General features: G+C 73.0%; 12 protein-coding genes. 10 read left to right on the forward strand and 2 right to left on the reverse strand.

Annotated features, from left to right (window positions below):
- Positions 1-9: 9 nt before the first annotated feature.
- Positions 10-1,635, reverse strand: coding sequence for a PucR family transcriptional regulator (locus ACFVDM_RS34060; protein WP_383649755.1), 1,626 nt, complete (start codon positions 1,633-1,635; stop codon positions 10-12).
- 173 nt (positions 1,636-1,808) lie between these two features.
- On the opposite strand from ACFVDM_RS34060, the gene ACFVDM_RS34065 reads away from it, so the two are divergent.
- A complete protein-coding gene (locus tag ACFVDM_RS34065) occupies positions 1,809-2,666 on the forward strand; it encodes a sulfurtransferase (protein WP_383649760.1) in 858 nt (285 codons plus the stop codon).
- Between the two features lie 68 nt (positions 2,667-2,734).
- Here the strand turns inward: ACFVDM_RS34065 and ACFVDM_RS34070 are convergent, their stop codons facing one another.
- A complete protein-coding gene (locus ACFVDM_RS34070) occupies positions 2,735-4,537 on the reverse strand; it encodes a glycoside hydrolase family 15 protein (protein WP_383650134.1) in 1,803 nt (600 codons plus the stop codon).
- Positions 4,538-4,951: 414 nt separating this feature from the next.
- Between ACFVDM_RS34070 and ACFVDM_RS34075 the strand changes: the two genes are divergently transcribed.
- The 9 genes from ACFVDM_RS34075 to ACFVDM_RS34115 all read left to right on the forward strand — a co-directional run bounded on the left by ACFVDM_RS34075 (position 4,952) and on the right by ACFVDM_RS34115 (position 15,916).
- Positions 4,952-6,613 (forward strand): CTP synthase, encoded by a 1,662-nt coding sequence (locus tag ACFVDM_RS34075; protein WP_383649764.1) that lies wholly within the window; start codon positions 4,952-4,954, stop codon positions 6,611-6,613.
- Positions 6,614-6,701: 88 nt separating this feature from the next.
- Positions 6,702-7,328: an NUDIX domain-containing protein gene (locus ACFVDM_RS34080; RefSeq protein WP_383649769.1), complete on the forward strand. Its 627-nt coding sequence runs from the start codon at positions 6,702-6,704 to the stop codon at positions 7,326-7,328.
- A gap of 176 nt (positions 7,329-7,504) precedes the next feature.
- Positions 7,505-9,568 carry a tetratricopeptide repeat protein gene (locus ACFVDM_RS34085; protein WP_383649774.1) on the forward strand — a complete coding sequence of 688 codons (2,064 nt, stop codon included), beginning with the start codon at positions 7,505-7,507 and terminating at the stop codon, positions 9,566-9,568.
- Between the two features lie 144 nt (positions 9,569-9,712).
- The gene (gene ald / locus ACFVDM_RS34090) at positions 9,713-10,828 is read left to right on the forward strand and encodes an alanine dehydrogenase (RefSeq protein WP_383650136.1); all 1,116 of its coding nucleotides are present in this window, start codon (positions 9,713-9,715) and stop codon (positions 10,826-10,828) included.
- A 357-nt stretch (positions 10,829-11,185) separates the two neighbouring features.
- Complete coding sequence (locus tag ACFVDM_RS34095; protein ID WP_383649777.1) at positions 11,186-12,304, forward strand: ParA family protein; 1,119 nt, start codon at positions 11,186-11,188, stop codon at positions 12,302-12,304.
- Positions 12,301-12,879 carry a hypothetical protein gene (locus ACFVDM_RS34100; protein WP_383650138.1) on the forward strand — a complete coding sequence of 193 codons (579 nt, stop codon included), beginning with the start codon at positions 12,301-12,303 and terminating at the stop codon, positions 12,877-12,879. The genes ACFVDM_RS34095 and ACFVDM_RS34100 overlap by 4 nt, the downstream gene beginning before the upstream one ends.
- Before the next feature lie 93 nt (positions 12,880-12,972).
- Positions 12,973-14,076 carry a segregation and condensation protein A gene (locus tag ACFVDM_RS34105; protein ID WP_383649782.1) on the forward strand — a complete coding sequence of 368 codons (1,104 nt, stop codon included), beginning with the start codon at positions 12,973-12,975 and terminating at the stop codon, positions 14,074-14,076.
- Positions 14,073-14,717 carry an SMC-Scp complex subunit ScpB gene (gene scpB, locus ACFVDM_RS34110; RefSeq protein ID WP_383649787.1) on the forward strand — a complete coding sequence of 215 codons (645 nt, stop codon included), beginning with the start codon at positions 14,073-14,075 and terminating at the stop codon, positions 14,715-14,717. The genes ACFVDM_RS34105 and scpB overlap by 4 nt, the downstream gene beginning before the upstream one ends.
- On the forward strand, positions 14,717-15,916 hold the full coding sequence (locus tag ACFVDM_RS34115; protein WP_383649791.1) for a pseudouridine synthase: 1,200 nt from the start codon (positions 14,717-14,719) through the stop codon (positions 15,914-15,916). Before scpB ends, ACFVDM_RS34115 begins: the two co-directional genes overlap by 1 nt.
- Positions 15,917-15,954: the final 38 nt, after the last annotated feature.

Below are 15,954 nucleotides of genomic sequence, written 5' to 3' on the forward strand. Positions count from 1 at the left end.
CCCCGGTGCTCAGCCCGCGTGGCGGCGGGCGCGCAGAGCCAGGCTCAGCGCGAGGACGGCCTGCGGATCGTCCAGATCGGTGCCCAGCAGCTCACCGATGCGGGCCAGCCGGTTGTACAGCGTCTGGCGGTTCAGATGCAGTTCGCGCGCCGTCTCCGCCTTCCGGCCCGCATGCGCCAGATAGGTCTCCAGCGTCGGCAGCAGCGGCGGCCTGGAGGTGCGGTCGTGGTCCCGGAGCGGGCCGATCGCGCGCTCCACGAAGGCCGCCAGATCCGGATGGTCCCGCAGCCGCCACAGCAGCAGATCGATGTCCAGGCGCCGGGCGTCGTACCAGGGCCGCTGGTCGAGCCCCTGCGCCGCCGTCGCCGTCTCCGCCGCGTGCCGCAGCCCGGCCCCGGCCGCCGCCCAGCCGCCCGCGACCCCGACCACCACGACCGGCGGACGGGAGCCCGCCCGTTCCAGACCGGCCCGCTCCACCCCGGCCCGCAGCGCCGCCGCGACCCGGTCGGCCACCGCCGTACGCTCCGTCTCCGAACGCAGCCCCAGCAGCAGCGGCACCCGCCCCTCCACCGGCCGCACCCCGAGCAGCACCGGCACGCCCACGGACGCCAGCTCCTCCAGGACCGCACGGGCCAGCAGCGCCCAGTTGCCCGACGGGGACAGCTCCGGGGCGAGCCGCATCACCACCGGCAGCAGCGGCAGCTCACCCGGCCTGAACCCCAGCACCCGGGCCTGCGCGGGCGCGTCCTCCGGGGTGATCCGGCCCTCCGCGAGATCGGTCAGGAAATCGCCCCGGCCGCGCGCCGCCAGCTCCTCCTCCTGACGGGCCTGCATCAGCACCACCGCGAGGATGCCCGCCGCCCGCTCCGCCGCCATGCGGTGCACCGTCACCAGCGGACCGCCCACCGCCAGCAGCACCAGCCGGGCCCGCACCGCGCCGGTGCCCGGACCGCCGCCCGGCACGTCCACCAGCACCGCCCCGGACGGCGGCGACTCACGCGCCGCCCGCCCGCCGCGCATGCCCTCCCACACCTGGAGCGGATCGGCCGAGACCGGACCGGAGCGCGGGCCCGCCGCGTACAGCAACTGGCCGTCCGGCGTCTCCAGGAACACCGGATTGGCCGCGAAGTCCGCCAGGATCCCCAGCACCTGCGGCACCCCGCCGCCCCCGAGCAGCGCCTCGGTGCAGCGCCGGTGCACGTCCTCGGCCTGCCGCAACAGCGCGTAGTGGCCGTTGACGATCTCGGTGTGGATCTCCTCCGTCACCGTCACGAACGGCACCTCGCGGTGGAGCTGCACCAGCGGCAGCCCGGCCGCGCGGGCCGCGTCCACGATCGAGGAGGGCAGCCGGCCGAAGCGCGGGCCGAGTTCCACGACGAGTGCGGCGATGCCCCGGTCGGCCAGTCTGCGGACGAACGCCCGCTGCTCGGCGGGCCGGGTCCCGAGCCCGAGACCGGTGGTCAGCAGCAGTTCGCCGCCCTTGAGCAGCGAGGCGATGTTGGGGACCTCGCCCGCGTGCACCCAGCGCACGGTCCGGCCCAGCCGGTCGGCGCCCGCCACCACCTCGGGCAGCCCGCCGCGCAGTCCGGGCAGCTCCAGGGCACGCTGCACGGTGATGCCGCCTTGGGTCTCCATCGACTCTGGCCTCGCGCTTCGCTTCGGTCGTACCGGGCGCGCGCACGCGCGGGCGCCCTGGTCAGGAAGGTACCGGCCCGCCGCCCCGGAGGCACCGCCGGGGCGGCGGGCCGTTGACAGCCCGCGGCCCCGCTGCGATCTTGACCCTTCGGCACCGGCACGGGGGAGGACCCATGGACGACGCGACAGCCCCGTACGAGGAGGCCCCGCCCGGCCCGCTCGTGGGGCCCGACTGGCTCGCCGCCCGGCTGGGGCGGCCCGGACTGCGGGTCTTCGACGCCTCGGTCGGCGCCCACCGGGGAGCCCCCGTGCGGATCCCCGGGGCGCGCCCCTTCGATCTGGACGGAGCCCTGTCCGCCCCCGGCGCACCGCTGCCGCACACCATGCCCGACGCCGCCCGGTTCACCGAGGAGATGCGCGCGCTCGGCCTCCACGACGGCGACACGGCCGTGGTCTACGACGCGGCCGGTCTCTACTCGGCCGCGCGGGGGTGGTGGATGCTCCGGGCCATGGGCTTCGACCGGGTCGCGGTCCTCGACGGCGGGCTGCCCGGCTGGACGGCCGCCGGACTGCCGGTCGAGGAGGGCGCCCCCGGCGGGCCTCCCGAGCGCGGCGACTTCACGGCCGTGGAACGCCCCGGCCTGTTCGTCGACGCCGACGAGGTGGCCGCCGCCCTCACCGATCCGGCGGCCGCCGTGTTCGACGCCCGGTCCCGGGAACGCTTCCGGGGCACCGCGCCCGAACCGCGTCCGGGCCTGCGCGGCGGCCATATGCCCGGTGCGGTCAGCCTGCCCTTCACCGAGGTCCAGCACGAGGGCCGGATGCGCCCGGCGGCCGAGCTGCGGGCCCTGTTCGACGCCCTCGCCCCGGACCGGAGCAGACTGCTGTTCAGCTGCGGATCGGGTGTCACCGCCTGTGTGCCCGCGCTCGCCGCCGAACTGGCCGGACGCGGCGGGACGGCGGTGTACGACGGCTCCTGGAGCGAATGGGGGCTGCCCTCGCCGGACCGCCCGGTCGCCACGGGCGACTGAGGGCTGTCCGTTCGGATCGGGCCGGACCACGGCGCGGCGGGCCCCGGAGCCCGCCGCGCCCTGGTCCGTCAGCCCACGTACGCCCCGCTCGCCGTCAGCCGCAGGGCCGTGTCGATCAGCGGCACATGGCTGAAGGCCTGCGGGAAGTTGCCCACCTGGCGCTGGAGCCGGGCGTCCCACTCCTCGGCCAGCAGACCCAGGTCGTTGCGGAGCGAGAGCAGCCGCTCGAAGAGCTGCCGGGCCTCGTCGACCCGGCCGATCATCGCCAGGTCGTCGGCCAGCCAGAACGAGCACGCCAGGAACGCGCCCTCGTCGCCCTCCAGCCCGTCCACGCCCGCGTCCTCGCCCGAGGTCGGGTAGCGGAGCACGAAACCGTCCTCGGTGGACAGCTCCCGCTGGATCGCCTCGATGGTCCCGATGACCCGCTTGTCGTCGGGCGGCAGGAAGCCCATCTGCGGGATCAGCAGCAGGGAGGCGTCCAGCTCCTTGGAGCCGTAGGACTGGGTGAAGGTGTTGCGCTCCTTGTCGTAGCCCCGTTCGCAGACGTCCCGGTGGATGTCGTCGCGCAGCTCCCGCCAGCGCTCCAGCGGGCCCTCGGAGTCCCCGGACTCGATGAGCTTGATCGTCCGGTCGACCGCGACCCAGGCCATCACCTTGGAGTGCACGAAGTGCCGGCGCGGACCGCGCACCTCCCAGATGCCCTCGTCGGGCTCGTCCCAGTGCTTCTCCAGGTACTCGATCAGCTTGAGCTGGAGGCCGGTGGCGTAGTCGTTGCGGGTCAGCCCCGTCATGTGCGCCAGGTGCAGCGCCTCGGTGACCTCGCCGTACACGTCCAGCTGGAGCTGGCCCGCCGCCCCGTTGCCCACCCGGACCGGGGCCGAGCCCTCGTAGCCCGGCAGCCACTCCAGCTCCGCCTCGCCCAGCTCCCGCTCGCCGGCGATGCCGTACATGATCTGCAGGTTCTCCGGGTCGCCGGCGACCGCGCGCAGCAGCCACTCGCGCCAGGCGCGGGCCTCCTCGCGGTAGCCGGTGCGCAGCAGCGAGGAGAGGGTGATCGCGGCGTCCCGCAGCCAGGTGTAGCGGTAGTCCCAGTTGCGGGAGCCGCCGATGTCCTCCGGCAGGGAGGTGGTCGGCGCGGCGACGATGCCGCCGGTCGGCGCGTACGTCAGCGCCTTCAGCGTGATCAGCGAGCGGACGACGGCCTCGCGGTAGGGGCCGTGGTACGTACACTGCTCGACCCATTCGCGCCAGAAGTCCGCGGTGGCCTCCAGAGACCCCTCCGGGTCCGGCAGCGCGGGCGGCTCGCGGTGCGAGGGCTGCCAGCTGATGGTGAGCGCGATCCGGTCGCCCGGGGTGACGATGAAGTCGGAGTACGTCGTGAGGTTCTCGCCGTACGTCTCCGCCGGGGTGTCGAACCAGACGGAGTCGGGTCCGGCGACGGCGACCGTACGGCCGTCCACCTTGTGCACCCACGGGGTGACGCGCCCGTAGCTGAACCGCATCCGCAGTTCGGAGCGCATCGGCACCCGGCCGCTGACCCCCTCCACGATCCGGATCAGCTGGGGCGCCCCGTCGCGCGGCGGCATGAAGTCCGTCACCCGGACGGTGCCGCGCGGGGTGTCCCACTCCGATTCCAGGATCAGGGAGTCCCCGCGGTAGCGGCGGCGGTCCGCCGCCGGGGGATCGGTGCCGTCCGCGCGGGCCGGTCCCAGGCGCCAGAAACCGTGTTCCTCGGTGCCCAGCAGTCCCGCGAAGACGGCATGGGAATCGAAGCGGGGCAGGCACAGCCAGTCGGCCGTGCCGTCCCGGCAGACCAGGGCGGCGGTCTGCATGTCTCCGATGAGTGCGTAATCCTCGATGCGCCCGGCCACGTGCGTCTCCAGTCGAACGGCCATGTCGCCCCGTGGGGCGCTTACTGCGGGTCAAGGGGTCGTTGCGGGGGGTTGAACTGGGGGAACCTGCGGATCCGTACCTCGCCCGGGGCGAGTGTCCGAGCAGGATACGACGCACCCGGGTGATCCGCGCGACGCTCTTGACAAGACTGGTGAGCTGATTGGGTGGGACGCGGGAGACCGGGGGTCACAGGGGTTGCGCCGGTGCCCCGCGGTGTGCGGAGTGGCCGGAAGCAGGCTCCCGCCGTCGCTGATACCCTGGTAGCCCGTGGACCGGTGGTCGTCCGCAACAGCAGACGAGGCCCCCGAACCGCAGCGACGGCATCTCCGGAAATCACCGGACGGCGGCCGGCACGCACCTCATGATCGCGACCACGGGAGCCCCCTTTGGCTATGCAGCCCACATCCACGACGACCAAGCACATCTTCGTCACCGGGGGTGTCGCCTCGTCCCTCGGCAAGGGTCTGACTGCCTCCAGCCTCGGCGCCCTGCTCAAGGCGCGCGGTCTCCGGGTCACCATGCAGAAGCTGGACCCCTACCTGAACGTCGACCCGGGCACGATGAACCCGTTCCAGCACGGTGAGGTGTTCGTCACCAACGACGGCGCCGAGACCGACCTGGACATCGGCCACTACGAGCGCTTCCTCGACGTCGACCTCGACGGCTCCGCCAACGTCACCACCGGCCAGGTCTACTCCCAGGTCATCGCCAAGGAGCGGCGCGGCGAGTACCTGGGCGACACCGTCCAGGTCATCCCGCACATCACCAACGAGATCAAGCACCGCATCCGCCGCATGGCCACCGACGACGTCGACGTCGTCATCACCGAGGTCGGCGGCACGGTCGGCGACATCGAGTCGCTGCCGTTCCTGGAGACCGTCCGCCAGGTCCGCCACGAGGTCGGCCGGGACAACGTCTTCGTCGTGCACATCTCGCTGCTGCCCTACATCGGCCCCTCCGGCGAGCTGAAGACCAAGCCCACCCAGCACTCGGTGGCCGCGCTGCGCAACATCGGTATCCAGCCGGACGCCATCGTGCTGCGCGCCGACCGCGACGTGCCGACCGCGATCAAGCGCAAGATCTCGCTGATGTGCGACGTCGACGAGGCCGCCGTGGTGGCCTGTGTGGACGCCAAGTCGATCTACGACATCCCCAAGGTGCTCCACACCGAGGGTCTGGACGCCTACGTCGTGCGCAAGCTCGACCTGCCGTTCCGCGATGTCGACTGGACCACCTGGGACGATCTGCTGGACCGCGTCCACAACCCCGACCACGAGGTCACCGTCGCCCTGGTCGGCAAGTACATCGACCTGCCGGACGCCTACCTCTCGGTGACCGAGGCCATCCGGGCCGGCGGCTTCGCCAACAAGGCCCGGGTCAAGGTCAAGTGGGTCGCCTCCGACGACTGCAAGACCCCCGCCGGTGCCCGCACCGCGCTCGGCGACGTCGACGCGATCTGCATCCCCGGCGGCTTCGGCGAGCGCGGTGTCATCGGCAAGGTCGGCGCGATCCAGTTCGCCCGCGAGAACAAGGTGCCGCTGCTCGGCCTCTGCCTGGGCCTGCAGTGCATCGTGATCGAGGCCGCGCGCAACCTGGCCGAGATCCCCGACGCCAACTCCACCGAGTTCGACGCCGCGACCGCCCACCCCGTCATCTCGACGATGGAGGAGCAGCTCGCCTACGTCGAGGGCGCGGGCGACCTGGGCGGCACCATGCGGCTCGGCCTGTACCCGGCGAAGCTCGCCGAGGGCTCGCTCGTCCGCGAGGCCTACGACGACCAGCCGTACGTGGAGGAGCGCCACCGCCACCGCTACGAGGTCAACAACGCCTACCGGGCCGAGCTGGAGAAGAAGGCCGGACTGGTCTTCTCCGGCACCTCCCCGGACAACAAGCTCGTCGAGTACGTCGAGTACCCGCGCGAGGTGCACCCGTACCTCGTCGCCACCCAGGCCCACCCGGAGCTGCGCTCCCGCCCGACCCGCCCGCACCCCCTGTTCGCGGGCCTGGTCAAGGCGGCCGTGGCCCGCAAGGTGAGCGCGGCCGAGGGCAAGTAACGGCGGCCCGCCAGGCGTTACGGTGGACCGGGACGCGCGTCCTTCGAGGACACGCGTCCCGGTCACCGTTTTTTGTGGGAGGACGTAGATGGGTATCCAGGACACGCCCGAGGAATGGCCGGTCACCGCGACCGAGACCCCTTTCCGGGGCAACAAGACCAGCGTCCGCACCGATGACGTGGAGATGCCCGACGGTTCGGTCGTGCGCCGCGACTACCAGGTCCACCCCGGCTCGGTCGCGGTGCTCGCGCTCGACGACGAGGGCCGCGTCCTCGTCCTGCGCCAGTACCGCCACCCGGTGCGCCACAAGCTGTGGGAGATCCCGGCCGGACTGCTCGACGTCCCGGGGGAGAACCCGCTGCACGCCGCGCAGCGCGAGCTGTACGAGGAGGCCTACGTCAAGGCCGAGGACTGGCGGGTCCTCACCGACGTCTACACCACGCCCGGCGGCTGCGACGAGGCCGTACGGATCTTCCTCGCCCGGAACATCTCCGAGGCGGACGGGGAGCGCTTCGAGGTCTCCGAGGAGGAGGCCGACATGGAGCAGGCCCGGATCCCGCTCCAGGAGCTGGTGCGGGGCGTTCTCGCCGGGGAGCTGCACAACAACTGCCTGGTGGTGGGCGTGCTCTCGCTGGCCGCCGCGCTCGCGGGCGACGGACTCGACGCGCTGCGGCCCGCCGAGGCGCCGTGGCCCGCCCGGCCGTTCGAGGCCTGACCGTCCCGTACGGCCGGCGGGGCGGCCCGCACACCCCCGGTCGGACAAGATGCTGATCCGATCGGGGGACGTCCCCGCCGCGCTCCGCCCGTTACGGCCACCCGCCTGAACTACGCTCTGTCTGCCCGGACCGGAGTCCCGGCGGGCGACGCGTGCGGCGAAGTGGAGCGTGGCCCGTGACGGATCAGGCGGTGGACACCAGCGGCCCGGCCGGAACGACGGGGACCGAGGGGCCCGTCACCGTCGCACCACCCCGATTCTTCGGCCGTGCACGCGAGTTGAAGGAGCTGCGGGCCGATATCGAGCGGGCCGGCCTGGACACCATGGCCGGCCGCCGCAGCGGCCGGGCCCGGGTCCTGCTGATCGCCGGACGCCCCGGCTCCGGCCGTACCGCACTCGCCGAGGAACTGTCCCGCCGGCTGCTCGACACCGGCGACTACCCCGACGGGGTGCTCCGCGCGCGGCTCGGCGAACCCGGCGGCGCCCCCGTCCCCGGCGAGCGCGCCGCCCGGGAACTGCTGGGCCGGCTGGACGTGGCCGGGCCGCCCGGCGCGGACGAGGACGAACTGACCGAGATGGTCCGCGAGGCCCTCGCCGTGCGCCGGGCCGTTCTGCTGCTCGACGACGCGGCCGACGCCGCACAGGTCGACCCGCTGCTGCCGGACAACCCCGACTGCCTGGTCGTCGCCACCGCGCAGGGACCGCTGACCGGAATCCCCGGGGTACGGCCCTGCACGCTCGGGGGGCTCGACGCCGCCTCCGCCGTCCAGTTGCTCGCCCGGGAGATCGGGGACGTCAGGGTCACCGTCGACCCGCTGACCGCCGAGACCCTGGCCGAGGAGTGCGGCGGACTGCCCGCCGCACTCGTCATGGTCGCCGGCCTGCTCGCCGACCGCCCCACCGCCTCGGTCGCGGACGTCACCAAACAGCTGCGGGAGCTGCCCGAGGACACCGAACTGCCCACCGGGGCACGGCCCCTGGCTCGCGCCTTCCGACTGGTCCACGACTCCCTCGCACCGACCCCCGCCCGGATACTGCGGCTGCTCGCGCTGGCCCCCGCGGGACTCGCCGACGCCCACACCGCCTCGGCGCTGGCCGGCTGCTCCGTCTCCGCCGCCCGCACGACGCTCGACGACTTCGTCCGGCTCGGTCTGCTGCGCGGCGACGGGGCCGCGGAGCCGCAGTACGAGGTGCCCGGCTGTCTGGCGCCGATGCTGCGGGCGCTGCTGGAGGAGCGGGACCGCCCGGCCGAGATCCAGCTCGCCAGGGCCAGACTGCTGGAGCGGACCGTGCGCCTGCTCCAGTCCTGCCGGGCGGTCACCGACCCCGAGGGCTCCCCGTCCCGGCGCAAGCTCGCCGGGCTGCCGCGCTCGCTGCGCTTCCCGCACCCCGAGGCCGCTGCCGACTGGCTGCGCCGGCGCAGGCCCGCGCTGCTGGCCTCCGCCGCGGTCGCCGTCGAGGACGGCGAACTGGACACACTGGCGCGGCGGTTGGTGGCGGCCCTGGTGCGTGCGCTGGCGGTGCACGAGGGCACCGAGGCGGCCGCCCCGGACCTCTACGGACTGCACGGTCTGGTGCTTGCCGTGGCGGAGCGGCGGGAGCTGCCCCGGGAGCGGGCCGCGGCCCTGCTCAACCTCGCCGACCTCGACGCGGGAACCGGCCGGACCCGTGAGGCGCTGGTCCGCTACCGGGCCGCGCTGGACGCGGGCCGGGCCGCGAAGGACCCGTACGCCACCGGCCGGGCGATGGAGTCGATCGGCGGCGCCCACGCGGAGCTGGGCGACTACCAGCGGGCCTCCGACTGGTACGGACGGGCGCTCGCCCAGCGCCTCACCCAGGGCGATCGGGCCGACGAGGCACGGCTGTACGGGCGGCTGGGCACGGTCCACACCTATGCCGGGCGGTACGGCGAGGCGCTGCGCAACTGGCGGGCCGCGGCGGCCGGTTACCGCAGGCTCGGCGATCTGCCGGCCCAGGCGCGCGCCCTCAGCGAGATCGCCCGGGTGCAGGAGTACGCGGGCCGTCCGCAGGAGTCGCTCCAGACCTGCCGGGAGGCCGTGGAGTGGGCCCGGCGGGCCGAGGACGTGCGGCTGCAGGCGGCCCTGGAGCTGCGGCTCGCGGACACCCTCGACCGGCTCGGTGACCCGGCTGCCGCGGGGCTCCACCGGGGCGCGGCCGAGAGACTGCTGGGCGAAGAGAGCGTGGCCTACGAAATCCGTAGTGCTGCGACAGAAAATTAATGCTTTGTAAGGCTAGACAGCGAGAAGCCCTTCATTAGACTGGCTGTGCCGCGGGTGTTCGCGGTGTCTCCATTTACGCGGTGTTCATCCAGGTATGTACAGTCATGTCCGGATGACCCTCTGAGCCCAAGGACCGTGATCGACGTGAAGGTCGGCATCCCCCGCGAAGTCAAGAACAACGAGTTCCGCGTGGCGATCACGCCTGCCGGTGTGCACGAGCTCGTCCGGCACGGCCACGAGGTCGTCATCGAGCGGAGCGCCGGGGCCGGCTCCTCCATCACGGACGAGGAGTACGTCGCCGCCGGGGCGCGGATCCTGCCCACCGCCGACGAGGTGTGGGCCACCGCGGACCTGCTGCTCAAGGTCAAGGAGCCCGTCGCCGAGGAGTACCACCGCCTCCGCAAGGACCAGACGCTCTTCACCTATCTGCACCTCGCCGCCTCCCGCGAGTGCACCGACGCGCTGCTGGAGTCCGGCACCACCGCCATCGCCTACGAGACCGTCGAGACCGCGAACCGCGCCCTGCCGCTGCTCGCCCCGATGTCCGAGGTCGCGGGCCGGCTCGCCCCGCAGGTCGGCGCGTACCACCTGATGCGTTCGGCGGGCGGCCGCGGTGTGCTTCCCGGCGGCGTCCCCGGTACGGCGGCCGGCCGTGCCGTCGTCATCGGCGGCGGCGTCTCCGGCTGGAACGCCACCCAGATCGCCGTGGGCCTCGGCTTCCACGTCACGCTGCTCGACAAGGACATCAACAAGCTCCGCGAGGCCGACAAGGTCTTCGGCACCAAGGTGCAGACCGTCGTCTCCAACGCCTTCGAACTGGAGAAGGCGGTCGTCGAGGCGGACCTGGTCGTCGGTGCCGTGCTGATCCCCGGCGCGAAGGCCCCGAAGCTGGTCACCAACGAGCTCGTCGCCAAGATGAAGCCCGGAAGTGTACTTGTCGACATTGCAATTGATCAGGGCGGCTGCTTCGAGGACTCGCATCCCACGACGCACGCCGAGCCGACCTTCATGGTTCACGACTCGGTCTTCTACTGCGTCGCCAACATGCCCGGCGCGGTCCCCAACACCTCCACCTACGCCCTCACCAACGCCACGCTTCCCTACATCGTGGAGCTGGCGAACCGTGGCTGGGCCGACGCCCTGCGCCGTGACGCCGCGCTGGCCAAGGGTCTCAACACCCATGACGGACAGGTCATTTACCGCGAGGTGGCCGAGGCGCACGGTCTGCCGCACGTCGACCTGAGCACCCTTCTGGGCTGACGGGTCAACCCCCGGCGTCAACCTCGCGACCGCGGCCGGACCTTGCCGAGCAAGGTCCGGCCGCGGTCGTGCCGGGCGCGGGGCAACTCGCCTCGAACGTAACCGTTCAACCGATTCGTTCCCCGCCGAAAAGTGTGCCCGAGGGGCTGCGCACCCTTGACAGCGGGGTGTTCGATTGCCGACACATCGGGCCGGGTCCGGCGGATTGTGTTGCTGCGGACCGGTGACACGCCATAGAGTCGCCCATCGTCGGCATGGTGCCACGCTGACCTATCGATAAGTTTCCTGGTCACGTCCAAGGAGGTAAGACGACTTGTGAATGAGTCGACATTTACTCCCGGGGGTGTTCAACCAGGGATGCCCGTACAGGGCCAGAGCCCGGAGGGGCTGGAGGCTGTCGGCTCCGTCGCTGTCCGCACCTTCGCCACCCACCAGCACATGACGACAGCCCCCCAGACGATGGACGGCCTACACGTGAACGCCATGGCCGGCAACGAGAGCGGCCGCGACACCGCCCGCCTCGCCGACTTCGACGAAACACCCCAGGGGCACTTCTACGACCCCGACGCCGAGTACGAGCCCGACCCGGAGTACGCGGCCACCCTCGCGCCCGACGCCGCCCGGCAGCGCCGCGAGCGGATCGGCCCGACCGGCCGGCCCCTGCCCTACTTCCCGATCCCGGGCCCGCTCACCGACCACGGCCCCGCGAAGATCATCGCGATGTGCAACCAGAAGGGCGGCGTCGGCAAGACCACGTCGACCATCAACCTGGGTGCCGCGCTCGCGGAGTACGGACGGCGCGTCCTGCTCGTCGACTTCGACCCGCAGGGAGCCCTCTCGGTCGGCCTCGGCGTGAACCCGATGGAGCTCGACCTCACCGTCTACAACCTGCTCATGGAGCGGGGCATGGCGGCCGACGAGGTCCTCCTGAAGACCGCCGTGCCCAACATGGACCTGCTGCCGAGCAACATCGACCTGTCGGCCGCCGAGGTCCAGCTCGTCAGCGAGGTGGCCCGCGAGTCCACCCTGCAGCGCGCCCTGAAGCCGCTGATGGCGGACTACGACTACATCGTGATCGACTGTCAGCCCTCGCTCGGCCTGCTCACGGTGAACGCGCTGACCGCCGCCCACAAGGTGATAGTGCCGCTCGAATGCGAGTTCTTCGCGCTGCGCGGGGTCGCCCTGCTCACCGAGACCATCGAGAAGGTCCAGGAGCGGCTCAACCCCGATCTGGAGCTCGACGGCATCCTCGCCACCATGTACGACTCCCGTACGGTGCACAGCCGCGAGGTCCTGGCGCGCGTCGTCGAGGCCTTCGACGACCACGTCTACCACACGGTCATCGGGCGCACGGTCCGCTTCCCCGAGACCACCGTCGCGGGTGAGCCCATCACCACGTACGCCTCCAACTCCGTCGGTGCCGCCGCCTACCGCCAGCTCGCCAGGGAGGTGCTCGCCCGGTGTCACGCCGAGTGAGTCTGCCCGGGGCCGACGAACTGTTCCGTACCACCGGAGGGATGGGCCTCCAGTCCTCCTCCCCGGCGGAGCGCCGCCGGAAGGCGAACGGCGAGGCGCGGGTGCCGGCTCCGGCCGGTGAGGGCGGGACCGGACCGTCCGGCGAGGGCTCCGAGGCCCCCGAGGGCGCCGACCCCGCCCGGGAGGAGCACTCCGCCGCCGGCGCCGATGCCGGGGACTCGCGCAGCCGGGCCGGCGAACGCGACCGGGCCGCGGTGGCCCCGCAGACCCGCCGCACCCCGCCGCCCGCCCAGGAGCCGGCGCAGCAGCCGGCCGTCCAGCCGCAGCGCGGGCGCGGCGGCCGGGGGGCGAACCGCAGGCCCAGCGGCCGGGAGCGCCACGACGAGAAGATCACGGTCTATGTCTCCGCCGAGGAGCTGATGGACCTCGAACACGCGCGGCTGGTGCTGCGCGGCGAGCACGGCCTGGCCGTGGACCGCGGCCGGATCGTCCGCGAGGCCGTCGCCGTCGTCCTGGCGGACCTGGAGTCCCGGGGCGACGCGAGCATTCTCGTACGGCGGCTGCGCGGCCGCTGACCGGCGCGGCGCCGGTAGCCTGCACCGGGGGCCCGCACCCGGCCGACGAGGTCCGGATCCTCCCGCCCGTGTCCCGCCGCACCCTGGATCCCCATGCCGACGCCCGACCAGCCCGCCCGCTCCACCCGCCGCCCGCTGGGCCGCGGGCCGGGGGGCGGCGGCGTGGAGCGGGAGCCGGTGGCGGAGGCACCCGAGCCGGAGACCGCGCCCGCGCCTGAGACCGCGCCCGCGCCCGCGGCGGCTTCCGAGGCCGCGACCGAGCAGGAACCCCTGTCCGAGCCGGAGTCCGAGGTCGAGCCGGAACCCGCGTCCGAGGCCGAGGCGCCGGTCGAGCCGGAAGCCGCGTCCGAGGCCGCTCCCCGGTCCGCCGCCGAGGACGGCGACGGACGTTTCACCGTGCGGCTGGCGAACTTCGAGGGCCCCTTCGACCTGCTGCTCCAGCTGATCTCCAAGCACAAGCTGGATGTGACCGAGGTCGCCCTGTCCAAGGTCACCGACGAGTTCATGGCCCACATCCGCGCCATGGGGCCGGACTGGGACCTCGACCAGACCACCGAGTTCCTGGTCGTCGCGGCCACCCTGCTCGATCTGAAGGCCGCCCGGCTGCTGCCCGCCGCCGAGGTCGAGGACGAGGCGGATCTGGCGCTCCTGGAGGCCAGGGACCTGCTCTTCGCGAGGCTGCTGCAGTACCGCGCGTACAAACGCATCGCCGAGATCCTCAGCGAGCGCCTGGAGTCCGAGGGGCGGCGCTACCCCCGTACCGTGGGGCTCGAACCGCACCACGCCGAGCTGCTGCCCGACGTCGTCATCAGCATCGGCGCAGAGGGCTTCGCCCGGCTCGCGGTGAAGGCCATGCAGCCCAGGCCCCGGCCGCAGGTCTACATCGACCACATCCACGCCCCGCTGGTCAGTGTGCGCGAGCAGGCGGGCGTGGTGGTGGAGCGGCTGCGCGGGGCCGGGGCGGTCAGCTTCCGGGAGCTGACCGAGGACGCCCCGGACACCCTCACCGTGGTGGCGCGGTTCCTGGCGCTGCTGGAGCTCTACCGGGAGAAGGCCGTCGTGCTGGACCAGGACGAGGCGCTCGGGGAGCTGATGGTGCGGTGGACCGGGGGAGAGGGAACGGGGCCGACGGTGACCGACGAGTTCGACCAGGAGGCGGCGGACGTGCGGGACGAGCGGCGGGGCGTGACGGAGTGAGCGGACCGGAGACCACCGGAGGCGTGGCGGACCTGGACCTCAAGCCGGCGCTGGAGGCCGTGCTCATGGTCGTCGACGAGCCCGCCACCGAGGAGCACCTGGCCAAGGTGCTGGAGCGGCCCCGGCGGGCCGTGGCGGACGCGCTGCGGGAGCTGGCCGACGACTACACCGTGCAGCGCCGCGGTTTCGATCTGCGGCTGGTGGCCGGCGGCTGGCGCTTCTACACCCGCCCCGCGTACGCGGCGGCGGTCGAGCGCTTCGTCCTGGACGGGCAGCACGCCCGGCTCACCCAGGCCGCGCTGGAGACCCTCGCGGTGGTCGCCTACCGGCAGCCAGTCAGCCGATCCCGGGTCTCCGCGGTCCGCGGAGTGAACTGTGACGGGGTCATGCGGACCCTGCTCCAGAGGGGGCTGGTCGAGGAAGCGGGCGCGGAACCCGAAACAGGTGCGATCCTGTACAGGACGACGAACTACTTTCTGGAGCGGATGGGCCTGCGTGGCCTGGATGAGCTCCCGGAGCTCGCGCCCTTCCTCCCCGAGGCGGACGCGATCGAGGCCGAGACGCTAGAGGGTGTGCCGTCGTTCGATCCGGACGCACCGGACACCCCGGATACTCACGCAGACGACAAGACGGATTTTTGATGCGAAGCAGTGGCAGGAACAGCGGAAGCGGCAGCGGCGGAGGCCGGAGCGGCGGAACCGGCGGCACGGGCCGCGGCGGCTCCGGAGGCAGGAGCGGCGGCCGGAGCGGAGCGCGGAACAACAGCGGCACGGGCCGCAACAGCAACCCGAACGCCCGCGCCCCCCGCTCCGAGCGCGACCAGCAGTGGGAGGAGCGCCCCCGCAAGCCCCGGCCCGAGGAGCGGCGCTACGACTCGGCCCCCGACCGCCCCGGCGGTGACGGCGGCGCCCGCAAGGGCCGCGGCGCCGCGGCCCGGGGCGGCGCCAAGGGCGGCCCCAAGGCGGCCTCGGGCGGCTCCAAGGGCGGTTCCCGGCGCGCGCCGTACGGGGCCCCCGCCCGCCCGCGCGAGCTGGACGCCAAGATCGAGCAGCGCAACCGCGACCGGTACGCCGGCAAGGCGGACATCAGGACGCCCAAGACCCACCCGGGCGCCGAGCAGGAGGGCGAGCGGCTGCAGAAGGTCCTGGCCCGCGCCGGCATGGGCTCGCGCCGCGCCTGCGAGGAGCTGATCGAGCAGGCCAGGGTCGAGGTGAACGGCGAGATCGTCGTCGAGCAGGGCATGCGGGTCGACGTCCACAAGGACGAGATCAAGGTCGACGGCCTCACGGTCGCCGCGCAGTCGTACCTCTTCTTCGCGCTGAACAAGCCCGCGGGCGTCGTCTCCTCCATGGAGGACCCGGACGGCCGCCAGTGCCTCGGCGACTACGTCACCAACCGTGAGACGCGGCTCTTCCACGTCGGCCGGCTGGACACCGAGACCGAGGGCATCATCCTGCTCACCAACCACGGCGAGCTGGCCCACCGCCTCACGCACCCGAAGTACGGCGTGAAGAAGACCTACCTCGCCGCCATCCAGGGCCCGCTCCCGCGCGACCTGGGCAAGCGGCTCAAGGACGGCATCCAGCTGGAGGACGGCTACGCCCGCGCCGACCACTTCCGCGTCGTCGAGAACACCGGCAAGAACTACCTGGTCGAGGTGAGCCTCCACGAGGGCCGCAAGCACATCGTGCGGCGGATGCTGGCCGAGGCCGGCTTCCCCGTCGACCGGCTGGTGCGCACCGGCTTCGGCCCGATCCCGCTGGGCGACCAGAAGTCGGGCTGGCTGCGCCGGCTCACCAACACCGAGGTGGGCATGCTCATGCGTGAGGTCGGTCTGTAGCCGGACCGCACCCACCCGCTCCGGCCCGCGGCCGGTTC

The organism is Streptomyces sp. NPDC057682 (assembly GCF_042799575.1).
GTDB lineage: Bacteria > Actinomycetota > Actinomycetes > Streptomycetales > Streptomycetaceae > Streptomyces.